A 20,315-nucleotide genomic window follows, 5' to 3' on the forward strand; every position below is an offset into this window, starting at 1 on the left:
CCTGACGGAGCACCGAAGCGCTCCTGGTATCCCCTACTGCACCCGAAGGTGCTGTCGGATACCCGGTCTCCTTAGAAAGGAGGTGATCCAGCCGCAGGTTCCCCTACGGCTACCTTGTTACGACTTCACCCCAGTTACCGACCACTCCTTGGGCATCTCTTGGTGAGATGACTTCTGGAGCAATCGACTCCCATGGTGTGACGGGCGGTGTGTACAAGGCCCGGGAACGTATTCACCGCAGCGTGCTGATCTGCGATTACTAGCGATTCCGCCTTCATGGAGTCGAGTTGCAGACTCCAATCTGAACTGAGACCGGTTTTATGCGATTAGCTCCCCCTCGCGGGTTGGCAACGCTCTGTACCGGCCATTGTAGCACGTGTGTAGCCCTGGTCATAAAGGCCATGAGGACTTGACGTCATCCCCACCTTCCTCCGGTTTAACACCGGCAGTCCCTCTAGAGATCCACTTGCGTGGCAACTAAAGGCGAGGGTTGCGCTCGTTGCGGGACTTAACCCAACATCTCACGACACGAGCTGACGACAGCCATGCAGCACCTGTCTCTCGGTTCCCTTGCGGGCACTCCCTCATCTCTGAGGGATTCCGAGGATGTCAAGACCAGGTAAGGTTCTGCGCGTTGCGTCGAATTAAACCACATGCTCCACCGCTTGTGCGGGCCCCCGTCAATTCCTTTGAGTTTTAGTCTTGCGACCGTACTTCCCAGGCGGAGAACTTAATGCGTTAGCTTCGGCACCGCGGGGGTCAACTCCCACGACACCTAGTTCTCATCGTTTACGGCGTGGACTACCAGGGTATCTAATCCTGTTTGCTCCCCACGCTTTCGCGTCTCAGCGTCAGTTACCGTCCAGGTGGCCGCCTTCGCCACCGGTGTTCCTCCCCATATCTACGAATTTCACCTCTACTTGGGGAATTCCGCCACCCTCTCCGGCACTCAAGCACGACAGTTTCGGGCGCACTTCCTCAGTTGAGCTGAGGGCTTTCACACCCGACTTGTCACGCCGCCTACACGCGCTTTACGCCCAATAATTCCGAACAACGCTTGCACCCTCTGTATTACCGCGGCTGCTGGCACAGAGTTAGCCGGTGCTTCTTCTCCCGGTACCGTCAAGCCGTAGCATGTTAGGCTACGGGTTTTCGTCCCGGTCGAAAGTGCTTTACAATCCGAAGACCTTCATCACACACGCGGCGTTGCTGCGTCAGGCTTTCGCCCATTGCGCAAAATTCCCCACTGCTGCCTCCCGTAGGAGTCTGGACCGTGTCTCAGTTCCAGTGTGGCTGATCGTCCTCTCAGACCAGCTACCCGTCGTTGCCTTGGTGGGCCATTACCCCGCCAACTAGCTGATGGGCCGCGGACTCATCTGGTTGTGATAGCTTGTATACAGAGGCCACCTTTTCCCTCAGTCTCCGAAGAGGCCGTGGGCTTATCCGGTATTAGCCAATCTTTCGACTGGTTATCCCGGGCATCCAGGCAGATTATCCACGTGTTACGCACCCGTGCGCCGCTCTACTAAGGGTTGCCCCTATTCGCGCTCGACTTGCATGTGTTAGGCACGCCGCCAGCGTTCGTTCTGAGCCAGGATCAAACTCTCCAATTGAATTTTGAAGAATTGAACCGGCATCAGTCCCAGTCCGGCTAAGGACTGAAGACTCGCTGATTCATCAGGTGCTGCCGGCTGCGCTTCGCAGCGCGACCTGGCTGGCACCTTCAAAGAATTGACTGCGGTTTCCGCAATCTGTCTTCTACTTGGGCTTGCTATTTGGTTTTCAAAGACCGAGTCGCTTGTACCGCCCGCGACTTTTTGCTACCTTTGCTTCGTCTGCATCTCGCTGTTTCGTCCAGCGGGGCTGCAGTTTCTATTCGAGTTTGCGTCGACTTGCAACCTTTGTCTTCGCTTTCTCGCGGCGTCCTCGAAGTCTTCAGCACCGCCCAGTGGCTTCTGCTGTTTTCTTTCGAGGGGGCGCGGCTTCTACTTCGTTGCCGCCATCCCTGTCAACCGCTGCTTCGTTGACTTTCCCAACCTTGCTGCCCGTTTGACTTCTTCCCGGGCTTCGCTTGGTCGGGGGCGCGGCTTCTACTTCGTTGCCGCGTCGTCCGTCAACCTGCTTCGGCGACCGCCATATTCCGTGTGTCGGTGCTGCTTGAACCCGCTGCCGAAGTTCCTTCCGCGCCAGTGCGCGGGCTTCGTTGCGAGGGGCGCGGCTTCTATCACCACCGCGTTTCGAGTCAACCGCTACTTGCTGACTCTTTCTTCCTGCTCTTCTCCGGAACCCCTTGGCTGCTTGCTGCCGGCCAACCAGTCCGTCGAGCGGGGCGCGGCTTCTACCACCACCGCGCTTCGAGTCAACCGCTTCGTTGCACTCTTTCTTCCCCCACTCTTCGTTCCCGCCAGGCTCTGCTTCGGGCCAGGCGGGGCGTCGAGCGGGGCGCGGCTTCTACCACCGCCGCGTCTTGAGTCAACCACTTCGTTGCACTCTTTCTGCCGGCTTCGGAAGTGCCTCGTCCACGGCCTCCCGACAGCGACTCCCTCGGCTTCTCCCCTGCCCTCCCTGCAACCTGACTCTTGTCCTCGTCGTGAGTGCGAGAGGAGATCTTCTCCCTCTTTCTACCTGGAGGCAGCCCTGAAGGATTTCCTCAAGCGCAGCCGGTTCCTTTCTCTCGCCACGTGGGCCGCCGTCTCGGCCGGACTCGCTGCGTGCGGCCCCGCGGTCGAGTCCGGACACGAGGAGCAGAACGTCCTCGACGGCCAGCAGCAATCCCTCACCGAGGGTGCGCCCCTGGCCACACACGATGCGAGCTGTCTCCGCCTGCAGGACCAGAACACGTGGAGCAGCTACGCGTCCTACATGACGCCGGTGGGGCCCGCCGTGGGGATGCCGGGCGTGCTGGCCGACCTGAATCGCGTGGGCCCCATCCTCACCGGCACCAACCATCCACCGGCCGCGGGCTACAAGGGCGGTTTCCGCTGGAACGATGGGGACATGTCCACCACGGAGTGGGTGCCCCAGGCGCTCACCGCCGGCGTGTCCGGAAGCACCAACATCGCCATCGTCGCCTGGCACTACGCGCTCACCAACCCGGACAAGGGTGTGCGCATCTCCGTGGCGGACATCTCGGATATGTCCCTGAGCGCGGTGAACTACCGCCACGTCCTCCTCGTGCGGCCCACCAGCTCCGGCAACTTCACCACCGTTCCGGTGCATGGGGGTGGCCTCGCCTGGTACGGCAACTACCTCTACCTGGCCGACACCTCGCAGGGCTTGCGTGTGTTCGACCTCACCCAGATTCGGGAGGTGAATACCGGCACGGCCTGCGAGACGCGGATTGGCGCGTACGGCTCGGTGTGGTGCGCCTATGGCTACAAGTACGTGCTGCCACAGGTGAGCGCGTATGTGGTGCCGTCCACCATCACCAGTCCCTGTCGTCCGAAGTTCTCCTTCCTCGGCAAGGACACGCGCGGTGCCACGGACGTGGTGCTCTCGGGTGAGTACTGCAACAGCAGCGACGCGCAGTGCCCCCATGACGGCTCCACGCCCGGCCTCGGCGGACGGCTCTACCGCTGGCCGGTGGACGCCACCACGAACCGACTCAAGACGGTGAGCGGCGTCGTCTCGCCCGAGCGGGCGTACATCATGAACGAACCCAACGTGCAGGGCGTGGCCCCCATCATGACCACGACTGCCACGACGTCCTATTGGCTGAGCTCCACGCGCTACAGCGGCGCGCTCTTCAAGGTGTCCACGGGCGCGTCGCGCACCGCATACCTGTCGAGCAACGGAGACTGGGCCCGCATGCCCGAGGGCATGCATGCCACGGGCAGCGGCACCAACCTGTGGACGGTGACCGAGGGCTACAACAGCTCCACCAGCCCGGCCTCCGGCGGGCGTGTCGTCTTCTACGTGGACCAGGCCTCGGTGGACTGAAGCGAGTCTCGAGCTGGAAGCGCTGAGCACACCCGAGGGAGGCGCGCACGTGGAGCGCCTCCCTCACCCCCGTCAGAACAGGCGATTGAGCCCGTTGAGCGCGGCCACGCGGTACGCCTCGGCCATGGTGGGGTAGTTGAACGTGGTGTTGACGAAGTAGTCGATGCTGTTGCCCGGGCCTTCCTGCGCCATGATGGCCTGGCCGATGTGGATGATCTCCGAGGCGTTGTCCCCGAAGCAGTGGAGGCCGAGAATCTCTCGCGTCTCCCGGTGGAACAGCAGCTTCAGCATGCCCACGGTGCGGCCCGTAATCTGCGCGCGAGCCAGGCTCTTGAAGAAGGCGTGGCCCACCTCGTAGGGGACTCCGGCCTGCGTCAGCTCTCGCTCGGTACGGCCGAGGCTGCTGATCTCCGGGCTGGTGTAGATGCCAGTGGGGATGTCCTTCACCAGCTTGTGCTCCAGCCGCCCCTCGACGATGTGCGTGGCGGCGAAGCGGCCCTGGTCATACGAGGCGCTCGCCAGCGACGGCGCGCCCACCACGTCGCCCACGGCGTAGATGTGGGGCACGGCCGTCTGGTACGCGTCATTCACCTGGATGCAGCCCCGCGAGTCCACCGCGATGCCCAGCGGCTCCAGGCCCAGGCCCGCGCTGTTGCCCGTGCGCCCGTTGGCCCAGAGGAAGACGTCCGCCTTGAGCTGCTTGCCGCTCTTCAAGTGGAGCACCACGCCGTCCGCCCGCGCCTCCACCTTCTCCATCTCCTCCTGGTGGCGGATGAGCACGCCCTGCTCGCGCAGGTGGTACGAGAGCGCGTCTGAGATTTCATCGTCGAGGAACGACAGCAGCCTGTCCCTCGTGTTCACCAGGTCCACCTTCACGCCGAGCATCCGGAACATGGAGGCGTACTCGCAGCCGATGACGCCCGCGCCGTAGATGATCATCGTCAGCGGCGCTTCCTTCAGCGTGAGGATGGTGTCCGAGTCGAAGACGCGCGGGTGGCTGAAGTCCACGCTCGACGGGCGGTAGGGCCGCGAGCCTGTGGCGATGACGAAGGCCTTGGCGGACAGCAGCTCGTGCGAGCCCCTCGGCTCGGAGACCTCCACGGTGTGGGCGTCCAGGAAGCGCGCCCGGCCGACCACCAGGTCCACGCGGTTGCGCTCGTAGAAGGTGCTGCGCAACTGCACCTGCTTGGACACCACCGAGGACGCCTTGCGGAGCATGTCCGACAGGGTGGTGTTGCGCGCCAGCTCCGCACGCAGCTCCGGATGGTCTCCCTGCACGTCCACCAGTCGCTGGACGGCATGGCGCAGCGCCTTGGATGGAATGGTCGCGGTGTGGGTGCAGGCTCCACCCACGAAGGGGCTCTGCTCCACCGTGCACACCCGGCGGCCGGACTTCACCGCCTTCATCGAAGCGCCTTCTCCACCCGGACCGGAGCCGAGCACCACCACGTCGAACTGCCGAACGGTCATGCGCGCAGCCTTACCACGTGACTTCCTGCTGTCCACGAAGCATGAGCCGGGGAGCAGCAACCGCTGGCCGCCCGCTCGACCCATCCGAGGCGCGGCCGGGCCGGGGGAGCAGGCGCTGGAGCGCCCCGCGCGTTTCCAGTTCACGGCGTGACAGCCATGGCGGCTGGCTGGAGTTTCTGGAACTCGGGTTTTCCCGGAACGTGGCCATGTGCCATGCTCAGCGCATGGCGGATACCCCCGGAACGCATGAAGTCGTGATGGGTCGTCGGCGGTTCCTCACCTGGGTGGTAGCTTCACCCGCGCTGGTCGTCGCCGCGCGGCTGGGGCTCGACGTCCCTCAGGCTGATGCGGCGGAGACTGGTGAGACTCCTCTCAACGCCTACGTCGCCATCCAGAGCGATGGGCGCATCCACACCACCCTGCCTCGCACGGAGTTGGGACAGGGCATCACCACCGGCGTGGCCATGCTCGTGGCCGAGGAGCTGGATGTCGCCCTCGGGGCGGTGGAGGTCCGCACCGACGACGCGGACCCGCGTTGGGTCATCCAGCTCACCGGGCTCTCGTCGACGATGCGCTATCTCGCCGGCCCCATCCGCGCCGCGGCCGCGACGGCACGCGCACGGCTGGTCACCGCGGCCGCGAACCGGTGGCACGTGTCCGCGCAGAGCCTCACCACCGTGAATGGTGAAGTCGTTGCTCCGGATGGGCGCCGCGCCGGTTATGGCGAGCTGGCCCCGGAGGCGGCGGCCGTGCTGCTGCTCCTCGTCTCACCGCAGCCGAAGGACCCGAGCGAGTACACCGTCGTCGGTCAGCCCACGGGCCGCATCGACGCATTGGACATCGTCACCGGGGCGGCGAAGTACGCGCTCGACCTGGACATCCCAGACGCGGTGCCCGTCGTGGTGGCGCGGCCTCCCACGCTGCGTGGCACGGTACAGAGCTTCGACGCGTCGACAGCGCTGGCGATGCCCGGTGTCCTCGGCGTGGCACGCGTGCCCTCGGGCGTGGCGGTCGCCGCGAAGACCTACGCGCAGGCGTTCGCGGCCCGGGACGCGGTGCAGGTCTCGTGGGGCCCCGGGCCAGCCAGCAACCTCTCCGACGCGAACATCCGCACGCGGCTTCGCGATGCCATCGGCGCGCGACCGCTGCCGCCGCTGTTCACGGCACGCACCTTGGAGGGCCGGTTCGACTTTCCCTACCTCGCGCATGCGCCCATGGAGACGCAGAGCTGCGTGGCCCGCGTGACGGCTGACCGCGCCGAGCTCTGGATGGGCGCACAGGACCCCAAGTTCATCCAGCGCGAGGTGGCCCAGGCGCTGGGCTGGGCCCTCACGCCTCAGCGAGTGACGGTGCATACGGCTCGCGCCGGCGGTGGCTTTGGCCGGCGGTTCTTCGCCGAGGCCGCCGTCGAGGCCGCGCTCAGCTCACGTGCGCTCTCGCGGCCGGTGAAGCTGATGTGGACGCGCAACGACGACATGCGGCACGGACACTACCGGCCGGCCAGCCACCACCGCATCCTCGCGTACCTCGGCGCGAATGGCTCCATCCTCGGCTGGCACCACCGCGCCGCCATTCCCACCGTGGAGCTTCCCCATGGCTTCGGGGACGTCCTCACCTCGCTGCTCGGCACCGCCCTTCCCGACCTCACCGCCGCGACCTTCTTCGCGCTGTCCCAGCACGTGCCGTACCGCTTCGGGCTGGTAGGCCAGGAGCTGCGCGAGGTCTCCATCCCCATCCCCACCGCGTCGTTCCGCTCGGTGTTCACCAGCCAGGTCGGCGTGGCCAACGAGGTGTTCATCGACCAGCTCGCGCGTGAGCTGGGACGTGACCCGGTGGAGCTGCGGCGCTCGCAGCTCTCGTCGAACCGGCTGAAGGCCGTGCTGAACAAGGTGGCTCTCGAAGGGGCGTGGGGCAGGCCACTGCCGCCCGGAGTCGCCCAGGGCGTCGCCGTGCTCGAGGAGTGGGACAGCGCCGTGGCCCACCTCGTCGAGGTCGACGTCACTGGCGAGGCGCCTCGCGTGCTGCGTGTCGTCATCGCCGCCGATGTCGGCCTGCCCATCAACCCGAAGAGCATCGAGGCGCAGCTCCAGGGCGCGGCCATCGACGCGTTCTCCACGACACTGAGCGCGGGCCTCCACATCGACTCGGGCGCCGTTCGCGAGGGCAGCTTCGCCGACTACAAGTGGCTCCGGATGCGGCACGCTCCCGCGGAGATTGCCGTCCACCTCGTCCGCTCGGACAACCACGTCGGGGGCGTGGGCGAGCTCGGTTATCCGAGTGCCGCCGCGGCCCTGACCAATGCCATCGCCCGGGCGACCGGCACCATGCCCACCCGCTTTCCGCTGCTCGACGCAGGAGCCTGACCATGCCGGCCTACCAGTTCATCCTCAACGGCCAGACGGTGTCGGTGGAAGCCCCCGCGGACCTTCCGCTGCTGTGGGCGCTGCGTGACCTGCTCGGTGTCACGGGGCCGAAGTACGGCTGCGGCGTGGGCGTGTGCGGCGCCTGCACGAGCCACCTGGAGGGCGATGCCTTCCGCCCCTGCATCCAGCCCGTCAGCGGCGTGGCCGGCGCGCACGTCACCACCATCGAGGGCCTGGGCAGTGACGGACTCCATCCCGTGCAGCAGGCGTGGATTGCCGAAGACGTGGCCCAGTGCGGCTTCTGTCAGCCCGGGCAGATCATGGCCGCCGTGGCGCTCCTACGAAGGAACCTGGACCCGACGGACGCCGACATCGACGCGGCCATGAGCGACAACGTCTGCCGGTGCGGCACGTACGTGCGCATCCGTGCCGCCATCAAGCGAGCAGCCCGGCAGCTCCGGGAAGCAGGCACCGGACTTCGCTGAGCGTACGACCGCAGGGGTGTTGAACGGTGCCGTGGGAAGGACCGCTTGTCGGTGGCGTCCTCCCTTCGCGCCCGTTAACAAGGCCGCGTCTCCGGCGCCGCTCCGACACCCATGCGAAAGACCCATCGTCCCCTGACCACCCTGGCCCTCGCCCTGAGCCTCTTCATGGCGGCGCTGGAGGTCACCGTCGTCTCCACCGCCATGCCCACCGTGGTGGGCGAGCTGGGAGGAATCCAGAGCTACGCGTGGGTCTTCACCGCGTACATGCTGTCCTCCACCATCACCGTCCCCATCTACGGGAAGCTGTCGGACCTGTACGGTCGCAAGCCCATCCTCCTGTTCGGCACCGGCCTTTTCCTCGTCGGCTCCATCGCCAGCGGCCTGTCCACCTCGATGAGCATGCTCATCGCCTTCCGCACCCTGCAGGGCCTGGGCGCGGGGGCCATGCAGCCCATCTCCCTCACCATCATCGGGGACATCTACACGATTGAAGAGCGCGGCAAGGTGCAGGGGGCCTTCAGCGCCGTCTGGGGAATCGCCGGACTCGTGGGGCCGCTCACCGGCGCCCTCATCGTGAAGTACCTGTCCTGGCACTGGGTCTTCTTCATCAACGTCCCCGTGGGCGTGGCCACCTCGCTCCTGTTGATGGCGTTCTTCCATGAGCAGGTGCAGCGCAAGCCTCAGCGGCTCGACTATGCGGGGGCGACGCTGCTCTCCGCAGGTGTGGTGGCGCTGCTCTTCGGCGTCCAGGGCGTCGGGCGGAACATGCTGGCGCTGCCCGTGGCCATCCTCCTGCTCGCCGCCTTCGTCTTCGTGGAGCGCCGGGTGCCGGAGCCCGTCATCCCCATGACCATCTTCAAGCAGCCCGCAATCGCCATCTCCTCCGTGGCGGGCGCGTGCTTCTCCGCGGCGATGTTCGGGGCCACCACGTACGTGCCGCTGTATGTGCAGGCCGTGCTCGGCGGCTCGCCCACGCTGGCGGGCGGGATGATTACGCCGATGATCGTCGCGTGGCCGACCGCCGCGCTGTTCGCGGGACGGCTGATGCTCAAGACGGGCTTCCGTCCGCTCATCGTCGGTGGGCTCGGGCTGACGGTGGCGGGCACCGGGGCAATGGCCGTGCTGCTCCGGCCGGACTCGCCCATCCTCCTGCTCCAGCTCGCGATGGGCGTGTTCGGCGTGGGGCTGGGCTTCGCGTCCACCGCGCTGCTCATCGCGGTGCAGACCAGCGTGGGCTGGGAGCTGCGCGGCGTGGCCACCGCCAGCAACATGTTCTTCCGCACCATCGGCGGTGTGCTCGGCGTGGGAATCATGGGAGGCGTCATGGTGTCCCAGCTCATCAAGGACCCGCGCATTCCGCTCTCCGCCGCCAACGCACTGCTCGGCCCCGAGCATGGCCATGGCGTGCCTCCGGAGATGCTGAAGACGCTGAGCAGTGCGCTCGGCGCGGGACTCACCATCAACTTCTGGCTCATCTGCACCTTCTCCGTGGCCGCCTTCGCCGCGGGGCTGTTCTTCCCCAAGGTGTCCCGGCAGACGGGGACGCCCGTCTCCGCGGCGGACGCGGCGGCTCCGCATTGACCCAGGGGCCCCTCCTCGCGTGGGGCTCCAGGCCGGGCGTAGGATCTCGGGCATGGATGTCGGGGTGGACTTCGGAACGACCAAGACGCTCGCCGCTTGGGACGATGGGGGCGAGATACGGGTGTGCGAACCCATTCCCTCCGTGGTGTGGTTCGACGAGGACGGCCGGAAGCATCCTCACGTCGGGCACCTTCCTCCCGAGGACGCGTCCTCGTGGGTGGGGCAACCGGGGGTGAAGAGACAGTTCGGCGAGAGCGCGAAGCGGCGCTGGTTTCCGCAGGAGGTGGCGGCGCATGTACTCGGCGAGCTGCGCGCGCGCCTGCCGACTCCTCCCGCGGGTGAGACACTGTCGGCCGTGCTCACCGCGCCCGCTTCGTGGGGCATGCGCCAGCGCGCCGTGCTGCGCGAGGCCGCCGAGCTGGCCGGCTTCCACGTGCGCCGCGTCCTCCCCGAGCCCGAGGCACTGGCCGTCTGGTGGTCCCGCCAACCCGGCGGCATGGAGGACCGCCTGCTGCTCACCGTGAACTTCGGCGGAGGCACCGTCGACGTGGCCATGGTGGAGACCGAGGCTTCCGTCGTGGACACGCTCGCCATCGGTGGCGCGCCCATCGGCGGGTTCGACCTGGACTCGCTCGTGCTGCACTACGCCGCGCGCACGGCGCGGGTGGACCCCGAAACCCTGCGCGGTGCGCGCCTCCGTCGCTTCATGGCCGCGCTGGAGAACGCCAAGATTGCCACCCTGGCCGGGCAGAACGGCCAGCTCCGCCTCTGGCGCGACGAGGGCGCCGAGCCCGTGGTGGTGGAGCTGCGCGGCGAGGAAATCCTCCGGCTGAGCACTCCCCTGCTCGACGCCGCGTGCAAGGTGGTCCGCGAGACGCGCATGCTCATTCGCGAGCGCGCGCCGAGTCACTGTCTGCTCATTGGTGGCTCCGCGCGCATCCAGCGCTTCCGGACCCAGCTCATGGAGGACCTGGTCGGCACCCGGCTGCACGAGTGCCACGGAGACGAGGTGGCCCGGGGCGCGCTGTTCCATGCGCAGTCCCTGGCGCAGCGGCGCGGTGGCCTGCTCGTCTCCGCGCTGCCGCGTCCCGTGGGCATCCTCCTCGAGGAGAACAAGCCCGCGTGGCTCCTCCAGCAGGGACACTCCATTCCCTTCCGCAAGAGCGCGCAGCTCACCACGGAGCGCCCCCGGTCGGAGCTGCGCGTCCACGTCGTGGAGGGCGGAGCTCAGCCCGGCTCACACGAGCTGCTGGGCTCCGTGGCCCTGGAGCTGCCACCCCAGGCCAATGGTTCCACGCTGTCCCCGGATGCGCCGAAGGAGGAGCTCCACTTTGGAATCACGCTCGACCTGAACGCGGAGCTGGAAATCGTCGCCGAGCTCCGCGCGCTCGGAATCAGCCATCGTCAGACGGTGATGTCCGCCGCGCGCCTCAATGCCGCGCAGAAGTCGGTGATGGGGCGGAAGGTCTCGGAATGGGTGGAGACCCGTCGCACCGCCCAGCCCCAGCAGCACCAGGAGAAACGACTTCGCGACGTGCAGCGGGATGCGAAGCAGCTTGCCGAGGCGCTGGAGCGCAAGGGCTGCGCGGAGACCGTGCGCCGGCTGCGGGAGATGGCGGACCTGGCCGCTCACCACCTGTCGGCCGGGGCCACGTTGGGCGAAGGCGAAACGGCGTACTGGGCGGCACTCCGCTCCCGCGCCCGCCTGCTGCGCGCGCTCGGCTCCGTCGAGGGCGACTGGCCCCTGCCTTCTCCGCTGTCGGGTTCCGGTGCCACCGCGCCGGGTGTGTCACTGCTCGACGCGGCGCGGGGCGGAGACCGCCAGTGGCTGGCCGAGGCACAGGCCGAGCTCGACTCCGCGCGGAAGGCCGGCACTCTGCGGGACATGGCCGACGCGGTGCTGCAGGAGCTTCCACCGGGACGGGGCCGGCAGGTGCTGGCGGTGCTCGCGGCGCCGGGCCTCGGCGTGGCGCAGGTGGGCCAGGTGCTGTCGGGCACCACGACGCCATGGGAGCACTTCGCGGCGGGCAGCGTGGCGCTCGTGAGCGAGGAGCCGGAGGCGGCACGCGGCGCGATGGAGCTGCTGCTGGACTGGGCGGACCGGGCACACGAGGAGGACCGGGCTCCCGGATTGCCGCGGCCTTCCGGCGAGCCTCCGCTCGCGCTCTCCCTGCTGCGGACGCTCTACCCCGAGAGCTTCGTCTCGCCGCTCGCCGAGCTTCTGTGGCTGTCGCTGCGCCCGGGCTCCGGACGGGACGCGGTGCCCGCCGTGCTCGCCGCGAGGGCGGCCACTCCCCTGACGCGTGCCGTGCTGGCGTTCTCCACCGAGCGCCCCGATTCGATTCCAGACGATGCGCCCCGCCGCCTGCGTCTCGCTCGCGACGTGGCCCTCGTGCTGACTCCGACAGCGGACGCGAGTGCCTGGGCGCGCCTGGCCCGCTGGCGCGAAGAGGATGCGGTGGCATTGGAGCGCGTGGTGACTTCGCTCGGGCTCGACGCTCGCACGCGCCTGTTGGCGGGGGCGGCCGTCCCCGGTCAGGAGGCCTTCCTCGCGTGGCTCCTGGCCAGCTTCCACGCGATGCCCGGTGGGCTCACGCCGCTGGTCCATCCGATGCTGGAGCAGGCTCCGGAACACGTGACGCTGTGGAAGGCCCTGGGCGGACTGGCCAGCCGTGAGCTGGAAGCGCTCGCGATGAAGGTGTTGCTGCGCCCCTCCGGGCGGGCCGCCGTGGAAGGCGCGGCCGCCTACCTGCGCGGCCTCTCCGGCAAGGTGGCGGAGGGCACGTCGCGCTTCTATGCCGTGCTGGCCCGCGTGCGGACCGGCGGGAAGCTGGGGCTGTCGGGCGTGCTGCGCACGTTGTGGACATGGCTCACTGCGCCGGAGTTGCGGCCGGTGGCGGCGCGGTTGCTGCGAGGCGGTTCGGAGGTGTCGCGATGAGCCAGGAGCGCATCATCGTGGAGGCGGCCTTCCTTCGCGGGCTGCTCGGGCCGCGTCCCCTTTTCCGGGACACGAAGCTGCTCTACGCGGAGCTGGCGAGCCCGGACGAGGCACTCATTCGCCGCGGCATCCAGCGCGTGGTGACGCATGCGCGGATGCCTCACGCGCTGGACGTCGACTTCCACTGGGATGCCACGTTCGAGGCGCACGTCGGAGGACTGGCCGAGCTGGGCCGCTCGCGCATCCGCCTGCCCATGTCCTTCGTGGGCCACAGCGAGCGCTGCGCGACGGCACTGGCGCACGAGGTCGCGCATCACGTCATCTCGCTCCACTGGCGGGCGGTGACGTCCCGCATCATGGCGCGTTGCCCGCAACCCTCGTCCGCCATGGCGCAGATGGAGTGGCTGACGGACCTCACCGTCTTCCAGCTCGGCCTGGGCGCGCTCCTCATGTCGGGCGTGTATTCAGAGGACATGGACGGCACCGTGTCTCGCGGCGGCTACCTCAGTGATGACGAGCTGCGATATGCGCTGCTCGACTACGCCGAGCACGAGCGATTGAGCGGGACCGAGCTGGAGCACCACCTGTCACCGAGTGGCCGTAGGCTGATGCTCGGCCGCTGAGCCATACCGAGGGCTCCACCGGGGATGCACACTCGTATCCCTTGAGACATCCCGGGCGTCCCGTCCCAGGCTGACCGGGACGCCCGGAGCTGTCACCGGCTAGTACTGGCCCTTGAGCGACACGCCCGAGTAGGCCGAATAGCCGCGCAGCATGACCCAGTAGCGCCCCGCCGTGGTGCGCGCGGCCAGGGTGCACGTCTCGTTATTGCCGCCGAGGTACGGCCGGCAGTCGAACGATGCCGTCGTCGGGGCAGAGCCGAACTTCACGTACAGGTCCGCGTCCCCCGTCCCGCTGCTGAGGGTGAAGGACGTGGGCACGTTGGCCGGCACGTCGAGGCAGTAGTAGCTCTGCGAGCTCGCCGCGCCGGAGAGCCCGGTGAGCGTGACGCCGTTGGTGAGCAGCGTGCACGTGGGAGGCGGAGTGGCCGCGCCCACGCCCACCGCCAGCCAGGCCTTGTCCACCGCGTCGAGGATGGCGGTGCCGTAACCCAGCGCCTGCGCGGCCGAGCGCGTATACGCCTTCGCCTGGGCCAGCGTGGTGCTCGGCGTGAAGAAGTTCAGGTTGGCCTGGTAGAAGATGCGGCCCGCGGCCTGGATGCCGATGCCCGGCACATTCACCGACGAGCGGCCCCGCGGGTGCAGACCACCGGTGGACAGCAGCTTGAACGCCAGGCTGCTGATGCCCGAGGCGTAGTGGACGGGCACGGAGGAGTTGTAGTCCGCGTAGTAGTCCAGCGAGACGCCATCACGCTTGGGGTCGTCCAGGTACCGGAGCGCGTCACCCGACGTGGACGGCGTCCAGGCCAGCTCCCCGATGTACCAGACGTCGGAGCCCATGATCCATGGACCGGTCGCCCAGCTGTGGCAGTACGCGGCGAAGATGTCGGAGTACGACTCGTTCAGCGCGCCGGACTCGCCGGAGTAGATGAGGTCGGAGGTGTAGTCCGTCACCGCGTGCGTCACCTCGTGGATGACGACGTCCGGGTCCGCGCACAGCGGCCCCACGGTGGTGCCGTCACCGTCGCCGCACACCATGCCGGTGCCGTCCCAGTACGCGTTCGCGTAGTTGCTCTGGTAGTGCACGCGCGCATAGAGCTGCGCGCCCGCGTTGTCGAAGCTGTCCCGCGAGAAGTTCACGTTGAAGCAGTCATAGAAGCGGCCCAGGTTGTCGTAGGCCGTGTCGATGGCCGCATCGCCCGTGGCCGGCTGACCTTCGAGACGGCAGGTGCCGCTGTTCGTCCCGCCCACCGAGCACACCTTGCGGTTCCTCGCGTGGTGGACGTCCGAGTAGCGCCACACCTCGGCCCCGTCGAGCGCGCCGACGAAGACCTGGTCGCTCACCGCCGAGCCGTCCTGCTCGCCCTCCACCTGCACCTGGAAGGCGAGCGTGAGGCGCTCCGTCGCGGGCGCGCGCACGTAGACGAGCTGGGGCTCCCCCACGACGGTGCGGCCGCCCTTCGTGGCCGTCAGCGCGAACTGGCGCGCGGCCTGGGCGCTGATGCGCGGCTCGGAGGCGACGCTCTCGCCGTCCCGGGCGTCGCCGTTCACCGCGTAGACGCGGCCCTTCTCGTCCAGGTGGAGGATGAGCTGCTGCCCCACCACCTGCAGGCCATTCTTCGTCTGTGCATAGCGGAGGTGCGTGTGGCCCTGGTCGTCCGTGTTGGCGCTCAGGGGCACCAGGTCCCGCGTGCGCAGGCGAAACACCGGGGCGATGCGCTCGAGCGTCGGCGTCAGCAGCGCGTGCGCCTGGCGGGCCGAGGCGCCAGTGATGACCCGGCCCGTCTCTCCCAGCGGGCCGCTGAGTATGAACGGGATGCCGTCATCATGGATGCCCGTGACTTCCGTGCCGGGCAGCGCGCGCAGCGCCGCCTCGATGTCCGAGAGCCGGGAGACGCCTTCCTCCCGAGATGCCTGGGCCGGCTCCGGCCCTTCCGAGCCACAAGCCGCGAGGGAGAGAGAAAAACATGCAACGAGCCACCGGGTGCCACGCTTCATGATGTTCCCCGCCAGTGAGGGTGGATGCGACGGGGGATCGTATATCGGGAATACGACATAAGTCAGGAATCCATGCGCAACGTGGAGTTGGCGGACAAGCCAGACGTATCGCAATCAAATACATACCATCGACGCCACAATGGCAATCAATCCAATATTGCATGTATTTGATTGACACGGAGCCGATGTTCGGAAGGGGCGAAAAATGGCTGAAGACGCGTTCATGTAGGCATTGCCCTCGTCCACGCCACGCGCCGGGCCCTGCCCGAAGCGGTGTTCATGTAGGGATTGCCTGATCTGACGGTCGGTTCTGCCTGAAGACGCGTTCATGTAGGCATTGCCCTCGCCCGCTCCGGCCGATCGGCTCTGCCTGGGCGGGTGTTCATGTAGGCATTGCCCCAACCCGGGGTCTCAAAACTGGCTGAAGAGCTGTTCAGGTAGGCATGACGATGCGCAAATTCGGTGCCAATCACTGAAAGCCTGTTCCGGCCCCAGCCTGCGATCGGAGCCGGCCGCCTGAAAGACCGTTCATGTAGGCATGGTCATTCATTCAGGTGCAGGTCGCTTGCCTGCCCTGCGGTTGCAGCGGCGGGCGCGCGCGCCGTGCATCGCTTGCTTCCCCCTCCCCTCGCCCCCAGCGTTGGGGTTGTGGCTCCACCAGGAGGCAGGGAGATGGCCAAGAAGAAGATCGCCGAAGGCTATGGGGGGACGAGCGAGCAGCGCCAGCGTCACCTCCACAACGACAACTTCTCCGAGCGCGCCCCTCACACTCCGGCCGAGGCGGAGGAGGTCCGCAGCACGCCGGACAAGGACGGAGCCGTGGTGACGGTGCATCCCCTGGAAGACGAGGACACCGACGACCTCTGGCGCGGCGAGCCGTGAGCCCGCGGCTCCTCAGTGGCGCATGAAGAGGAAGTAGAGCACCGCGCTCAAGGCGACGGACACGAGGATGCTGCCAAGGCAGCCGAGCTTGTTCGAGAAGAAGAAGAACATGAGCGTGGCGCAACCTGCGCATCCCCGGGCCTGAAGGAAGCCCGGGGGCGCGGTGCTGTCGACCAGCGCACCGTGGTGCGCGCGACTACGCGCCGCGCTTCAGCCGCTCCACGTACTCCGCGGGCAGGCCCGCCGCCTGGGCGCCGCGCACCAGCGCCTCCACGAAGCGCGGGCTCACCGGGCCGTCCTGCGAAGCGCGGCGCGGATTGGTGACGAACGCCGTGGCTTCCACTTCCTGGCCGTCCACCACCACGCGCACGGTGCGCTCCACGCACATGCCCGTCACGAAGCCTTCCTTGTGCTGGACGATGGGCCAGTCCTGGCCGCGAATCTCGAACAGCCGGCCGTACACCCTGCCGCCCGTCGCGTCCGCCAGTCCCGCCACCCGGCCGCCCCACCAGCGCGAGGGGAAGTCGTAGACGAGGTCCACGTCCACCGCCTCCGCCAGCCGGCCTTCCGGCAGCTCGAAGAAGCCGTAGCTGTGCTGCTGCTTCCACTCGTCGAAGGCGGCGCGGTCCAGGATGGTGGAGTAAGCGAAATACAAGCGCGTGGCCGAAGGGTCCGCCCCCTCGCGCGCCTTCATCACCTGGTCGTAGTGCGAGTCCATGCCCGCTTCTTTAACGCTTTTCCCGCCGCGGCGCGCCCGCCTCGTCGCGGAACACGGCCAGCACGCCCGACACGTCCAGCCGCGACGTCTTGATGAACAGCCGCAGCGCCCGCTCCACGTGCTCGGCCAGCGTCGTCATCTTCTCCAGCCGGGCCAGCCGCTCGCGGGGCACCCCGGTCACCGACTCCGCCAGCCGCCGCGCCTCCGCCAGGTCCGCGCGGATGCGCGCCACGAAACCCGCCTCGCGCTCCTCGATGACGTGCGTCACCATCCGCACCAGGTCCGTCTCCGCCGCGTAGCGCCACGCCGAGTCCTGCGGCAGGCGCACCCGCTGGATGACACCCCAGCGCTCCAAATCCCTGAGCAGCATGGACACGCCGCCCTTGGACAGCTCCAGCTCGCGCTCGATTTCTCCCGCGGTCAGGGGCTCGCCGCGCAGGTACAGCAGGGCCCACACCCGGCCCTGGTTGCGCTTGAAACCCCAGAACTCGATGACGTTGCCGACCGCGTCGACAGCGATGGCCTCCCACGATGCCAGCCGTCCTTCCTGGGCTGGCACCTCGGATGCCGGGCTCCCGGGTCCCCCCGTCCACAGGTAGCCCTTCATGCAGCGCGCCCCTGGACCTGCTCGGCGATGCCGGCGGACAGCTTCCGCGCCCAGCCCACCAGCTCCGCGCCGGCCGGCTCCTGGGCGAAGTGGCCGAGCTTGTCGAGCGCGGCCTCGATTTCGACGTTCATCCGCGCCATGGACGCCTCCACCGCGCCCGTGGCCTCGATTGCCGCGCCAATCTCCTTCGTGCGCTCGGGCGTAATCGTAGAGAACGCCCAGGCGTCCTTCAGCTTGCGGCGCAGCGACTCCTCCTTGGCCACCGCCAGGAGGATGGGCATGGACGGCGTGCGCGAGTGCACGTCCGCGTAGCGCGGCTTGCCCACGTCCGTGCCGAGGATGTCGCGGATGTCGTCGGCAATCTGGAAGGCCACTCCCAGGTGGCGGCCGAAGCCGTCGAAGCGCTCCACGGCCTCCGGGTGGTCCGCCAGCGTGGCGGCGGCGCTGCCGCACCAGCCGAACAGCGAGCCCGTCTTGCCCTCGGCGATGAAGCGCAGCCGGTTGAGCGGAAGGTCCAAATCACCACGGGCCTCCACCTCGGCGATGGCGGCGCGGGTCATCTCGGAGACGACGGAGAGCGCGCTGCGCGTCAGGCGCGCGTCGAGGAGCGACAACTGGTGCAGGCCGGTGGAGAGGATGAGGTCACCGCTCATCACCGCCACGATGTTGCCCCAGCGCGCGTTCACCGTGGGCCGGCCGCGGCGGAACATGCCGGCGTCCACCACGTCGTCGTGCAGGAGGCTGGCGGAGTGGATGAGCTCCGACGCGACGGCCACGTCCACCAGGCGCTCCGGCTTCACGCCCACCGCGCCGCCGAAGAGCCGCACCAGCATGGGGCGCGCGCGCTTGCCACCGCTGCCCAGGCAGAGGTGACGGGCCGCCTCCATCAGCGTGTCGCCCTTCACGTCCGGACCCGCATTGCCGTCCACCAGCATGCTCCCAAGCCGCTGCTCCACCGCCCCCAGAAAGTCCGTCAGCTCCCCAGCCAGGTCCATGTGCGCCGTCTCCTCGCCCGTTCATATAGTTCAAGACCGCGTGAACTGCACCTGAATCCAGCGTCGCCCTCCAGGCGGGCGGGCGAGGTGGGATACGCGACCGGCGCCTGGATGGTGGGCGGCCGTGCGCGAGAGGTTCACTTGGGGGCGGATTGAGGGGCTGGGAGGGCTGTGCGACAGACGAGAGGCCCCGTCGCTCCCGAAGAAGGAATGCGTTGAGCCCCGCCGCCTTCCGCCGCCACCTGCTGAGCAGCTTCGCCTCGCTCGCCTCCGCCGTCCCGCTGTTCCGCCCCGGCTCGTCCCTGCCGGGCTCCTCCGCCCCGCTGCTGGGCGCGCCCCCCGCGGACGGGCCCGCCCCTCTCTCCACCCGGGCCACGGGCCGGCTGCGCCGCAGCATGGGCGCGTCCGTGGTGGAGGGCATGTTCGCGGAGGTGTTCACCGCGTGCGCGGGCGCCACGGTGCTCACGGCCTGGGCCATTGCCCTGAAGCTGGGGCCGTTCCTCGTCGGGGTGATGACGGCCCTGCCCTTCTTCGCCCAGTTCGTGCAGTTCCCCGCCGCGTGGCTGACGTCCACCTTCGGCCACCGCCGCGTGGCGCTCACCGCGGTGTGTCTGTCGCGCCTGGTGATGTTCCCGCTGGTCGTGCTGCCGTGGTTGGGATTGACGCTGCCCGGGCAGCAGCGGCTGCTCCTCGCGGTGGCCGGTGTCTCCTCGGTGCTGGGCGTGGTGGGCAACAACGCGTGGGTGGCGTGGATGGGAGAGCTGGTGCCGCGCTCCGTGCGGGGCCGCTTCTTCGGCCGGCGCACCGCGCTCACGACGCTCGCGGGCACGTGCGCCTCGCTGGCTGCGGGCCTGCTCATGGACCGGCTGCGCAAGCCCGAGGGCGTGGGCCTGGGACTGCCGCTGCTCGCCCTGGGCGCGTGTGTCATGGGCGTGGTGACGACGCTGCTGATGGCCACGCAGCACGACCCGGCCCCGCCGGGCGTCGCTCCGCGTCTGGAATTGAAGGGCGCGCTGGTGCCGCTGAAGGACCCCACGGCACGGCGCGTGCTGGGCTACCAGGTGGCGTGGAACGCGGCGGTGGGGGTGTCCGCACCCTTCTTCGCGCTGCACAGCCTGCAGAACCTCAAGATGACCTTCGTCATCATGGCGCTGCACGCCGCGGCGGTGGCGGGGGTGCGCATCCTCACCGCGCCGCTGTGGGGGAAGATGATTGACCGGGTGGGCGCGCAACCGGTGCTGATGGCGTGCTCGCTGGGCATCAGCACCATCCCCGTGCTGTGGCTGTTGCCGTCCGCGGGCACGCTGTGGCCGCTGCTGTTCGACGTGCTCCTGGCCGGCTCGCTGTGGAGCGGCCATGGCCTGGCCATCTTCGCGCTGCCCCTCACCGTGGCCCCGCGCAAGGGCCGGCCCTTCTACCTCGCCGCCTTCGCCACCGCCGGTGGGCTGGCGTACTCCGCCGCCGCTGCGGTGGGAGGCGCCATCGCCGCCGCGCTGCCGCAACAGTTCATGCTGGGCGGCCACGTCTGGGTGAACCTGCACGTGCTGTTCGTGCTGTCGTCCGTGGCCCGCTACGCCGCGAGCCTGCTCACCGCGCGCCTCCCCGAGCCCGGAGCCCACCCGGTGCGCTCCGTGGGGGAGATGCTGTCTCGGATGTTGCCCCGGCCCCGCCCCGCGCCCGCGCTGGCCGAGGCGCGCTCGGGTGATGGCGAGGGCTGAG

The 20,315-nt window shown here is 68.4% G+C and carries 13 protein-coding genes and 1 rRNA gene; 8 read left to right on the plus strand and 6 right to left on the minus strand.

Going from position 1 to position 20,315, the window contains the following annotated elements:
* Positions 1 to 75 precede the first annotated feature (75 nt).
* Positions 76 to 1,613 (minus strand): 16S ribosomal RNA (locus ACVTJA_RS28140).
* 1,249 nt (positions 1,614 to 2,862) lie between these two features.
* Between ACVTJA_RS28140 and ACVTJA_RS28145 the strand changes: the two genes are divergently transcribed.
* Positions 2,863 to 3,939: a hypothetical protein gene (locus ACVTJA_RS28145; protein WP_465824160.1), complete on the plus strand. Its 1,077-nt coding sequence runs from the start codon at positions 2,863 to 2,865 to the stop codon at positions 3,937 to 3,939.
* 72 nt (positions 3,940 to 4,011) lie between these two features.
* Here ACVTJA_RS28145 and sthA read toward each other — a convergent pair whose 3' ends face one another.
* Entirely contained in the window at positions 4,012 to 5,409 is a 1,398-nt protein-coding gene (gene sthA, locus ACVTJA_RS28150) for a Si-specific NAD(P)(+) transhydrogenase (protein ID WP_465824162.1), read from the minus strand.
* A gap of 257 nt (positions 5,410 to 5,666) precedes the next feature.
* On the opposite strand from sthA, the gene ACVTJA_RS28155 reads away from it, so the two are divergent.
* The 5 genes from ACVTJA_RS28155 (at position 5,667) to ACVTJA_RS28175 (ending at position 13,399) form a co-directional block, all read left to right on the plus strand.
* Positions 5,667 to 7,772: a xanthine dehydrogenase family protein molybdopterin-binding subunit gene (locus tag ACVTJA_RS28155; protein ID WP_465824164.1), complete on the plus strand. Its 2,106-nt coding sequence runs from the start codon at positions 5,667 to 5,669 to the stop codon at positions 7,770 to 7,772.
* A 2-nt stretch (positions 7,773 to 7,774) separates the two neighbouring features.
* Positions 7,775 to 8,257 (plus strand): (2Fe-2S)-binding protein, encoded by a 483-nt coding sequence (locus ACVTJA_RS28160; RefSeq protein ID WP_465824165.1) that lies wholly within the window; start codon positions 7,775 to 7,777, stop codon positions 8,255 to 8,257.
* Between the two features lie 111 nt (positions 8,258 to 8,368).
* Entirely contained in the window at positions 8,369 to 9,838 is a 1,470-nt protein-coding gene (locus tag ACVTJA_RS28165) for an MDR family MFS transporter (RefSeq protein WP_465824167.1), read from the plus strand.
* Between the two features lie 52 nt (positions 9,839 to 9,890).
* The gene (locus ACVTJA_RS28170) at positions 9,891 to 12,776 is read left to right on the plus strand and encodes an Hsp70 family protein (protein ID WP_465824169.1); all 2,886 of its coding nucleotides are present in this window, start codon (positions 9,891 to 9,893) and stop codon (positions 12,774 to 12,776) included.
* Positions 12,773 to 13,399 carry a hypothetical protein gene (locus ACVTJA_RS28175; RefSeq protein ID WP_465824171.1) on the plus strand — a complete coding sequence of 209 codons (627 nt, stop codon included), beginning with the start codon at positions 12,773 to 12,775 and terminating at the stop codon, positions 13,397 to 13,399. The genes ACVTJA_RS28170 and ACVTJA_RS28175 overlap by 4 nt, the downstream gene beginning before the upstream one ends.
* Before the next feature lie 99 nt (positions 13,400 to 13,498).
* On the opposite strand, the gene ACVTJA_RS28180 is transcribed toward ACVTJA_RS28175, so the two are convergent.
* Positions 13,499 to 15,394 (minus strand): M4 family metallopeptidase, encoded by a 1,896-nt coding sequence (locus ACVTJA_RS28180; RefSeq protein WP_465824173.1) that lies wholly within the window; start codon positions 15,392 to 15,394, stop codon positions 13,499 to 13,501.
* 672 nt (positions 15,395 to 16,066) lie between these two features.
* Between ACVTJA_RS28180 and ACVTJA_RS28185 the strand changes: the two genes are divergently transcribed.
* On the plus strand, positions 16,067 to 16,276 hold the full coding sequence (locus ACVTJA_RS28185) for a hypothetical protein (RefSeq protein ID WP_465824175.1): 210 nt from the start codon (positions 16,067 to 16,069) through the stop codon (positions 16,274 to 16,276).
* A 196-nt stretch (positions 16,277 to 16,472) separates the two neighbouring features.
* Here ACVTJA_RS28185 and ACVTJA_RS28190 read toward each other — a convergent pair whose 3' ends face one another.
* The 3 genes from ACVTJA_RS28190 to ACVTJA_RS28200 are packed head-to-tail and all read right to left on the minus strand — an operon-like array spanning position 16,473 to position 18,596.
* Complete coding sequence (locus ACVTJA_RS28190; protein WP_465824177.1) at positions 16,473 to 16,994, minus strand: gamma-glutamylcyclotransferase family protein; 522 nt, start codon at positions 16,992 to 16,994, stop codon at positions 16,473 to 16,475.
* Positions 16,995 to 17,004: 10 nt separating this feature from the next.
* Positions 17,005 to 17,601 carry a GbsR/MarR family transcriptional regulator gene (locus tag ACVTJA_RS28195; RefSeq protein WP_465824178.1) on the minus strand — a complete coding sequence of 199 codons (597 nt, stop codon included), beginning with the start codon at positions 17,599 to 17,601 and terminating at the stop codon, positions 17,005 to 17,007.
* Positions 17,598 to 18,596, minus strand: a complete 999-nt coding sequence (locus ACVTJA_RS28200; protein WP_465824180.1) for a polyprenyl synthetase family protein — start codon at positions 18,594 to 18,596, stop codon at positions 17,598 to 17,600. Before ACVTJA_RS28200 ends, ACVTJA_RS28195 begins: the two co-directional genes overlap by 4 nt.
* 215 nt (positions 18,597 to 18,811) lie before the next feature.
* Here ACVTJA_RS28200 and ACVTJA_RS28205 point away from each other — a divergent pair, with 215 nt between their 5' ends.
* Complete coding sequence (locus ACVTJA_RS28205) at positions 18,812 to 20,314, plus strand: MFS transporter (RefSeq protein ID WP_465824182.1); 1,503 nt, start codon at positions 18,812 to 18,814, stop codon at positions 20,312 to 20,314.
* The last annotated feature ends 1 nt before the right edge of the window (position 20,315 follow it).

The organism is Pyxidicoccus sp. M6 (assembly GCF_055568925.1).

What these genes read in the sequence shown, in the direction of transcription:
- ACVTJA_RS28145 (WP_465824160.1), top strand. Translation starts at nt 2,863, where the DNA reads ATGACGCCGGTGGGGCCCGCCGTGGGGATGCCGGGCGTGCTGGCCGAC.
- sthA (WP_465824162.1), bottom strand. Translation starts at nt 5,409, where the DNA reads ATGACCGTTCGGCAGTTCGACGTGGTGGTGCTCGGCTCCGGTCCGGGT.
- ACVTJA_RS28155 (WP_465824164.1), top strand. Translation starts at nt 5,667, where the DNA reads ATGGGTCGTCGGCGGTTCCTCACCTGGGTGGTAGCTTCACCCGCGCTG.
- ACVTJA_RS28160 (WP_465824165.1), top strand. Translation starts at nt 7,775, where the DNA reads ATGCCGGCCTACCAGTTCATCCTCAACGGCCAGACGGTGTCGGTGGAA.
- ACVTJA_RS28165 (WP_465824167.1), top strand. Translation starts at nt 8,369, where the DNA reads ATGCGAAAGACCCATCGTCCCCTGACCACCCTGGCCCTCGCCCTGAGC.
- ACVTJA_RS28170 (WP_465824169.1), top strand. Translation starts at nt 9,891, where the DNA reads ATGGATGTCGGGGTGGACTTCGGAACGACCAAGACGCTCGCCGCTTGG.
- ACVTJA_RS28175 (WP_465824171.1), top strand. Translation starts at nt 12,773, where the DNA reads ATGAGCCAGGAGCGCATCATCGTGGAGGCGGCCTTCCTTCGCGGGCTG.
- ACVTJA_RS28180 (WP_465824173.1), bottom strand. Translation starts at nt 15,394, where the DNA reads ATGAAGCGTGGCACCCGGTGGCTCGTTGCATGTTTTTCTCTCTCCCTC.
- ACVTJA_RS28185 (WP_465824175.1), top strand. Translation starts at nt 16,067, where the DNA reads ATGGCCAAGAAGAAGATCGCCGAAGGCTATGGGGGGACGAGCGAGCAG.
- ACVTJA_RS28190 (WP_465824177.1), bottom strand. Translation starts at nt 16,994, where the DNA reads ATGGACTCGCACTACGACCAGGTGATGAAGGCGCGCGAGGGGGCGGAC.
- ACVTJA_RS28195 (WP_465824178.1), bottom strand. Translation starts at nt 17,601, where the DNA reads ATGAAGGGCTACCTGTGGACGGGGGGACCCGGGAGCCCGGCATCCGAG.
- ACVTJA_RS28200 (WP_465824180.1), bottom strand. Translation starts at nt 18,596, where the DNA reads ATGGACCTGGCTGGGGAGCTGACGGACTTTCTGGGGGCGGTGGAGCAG.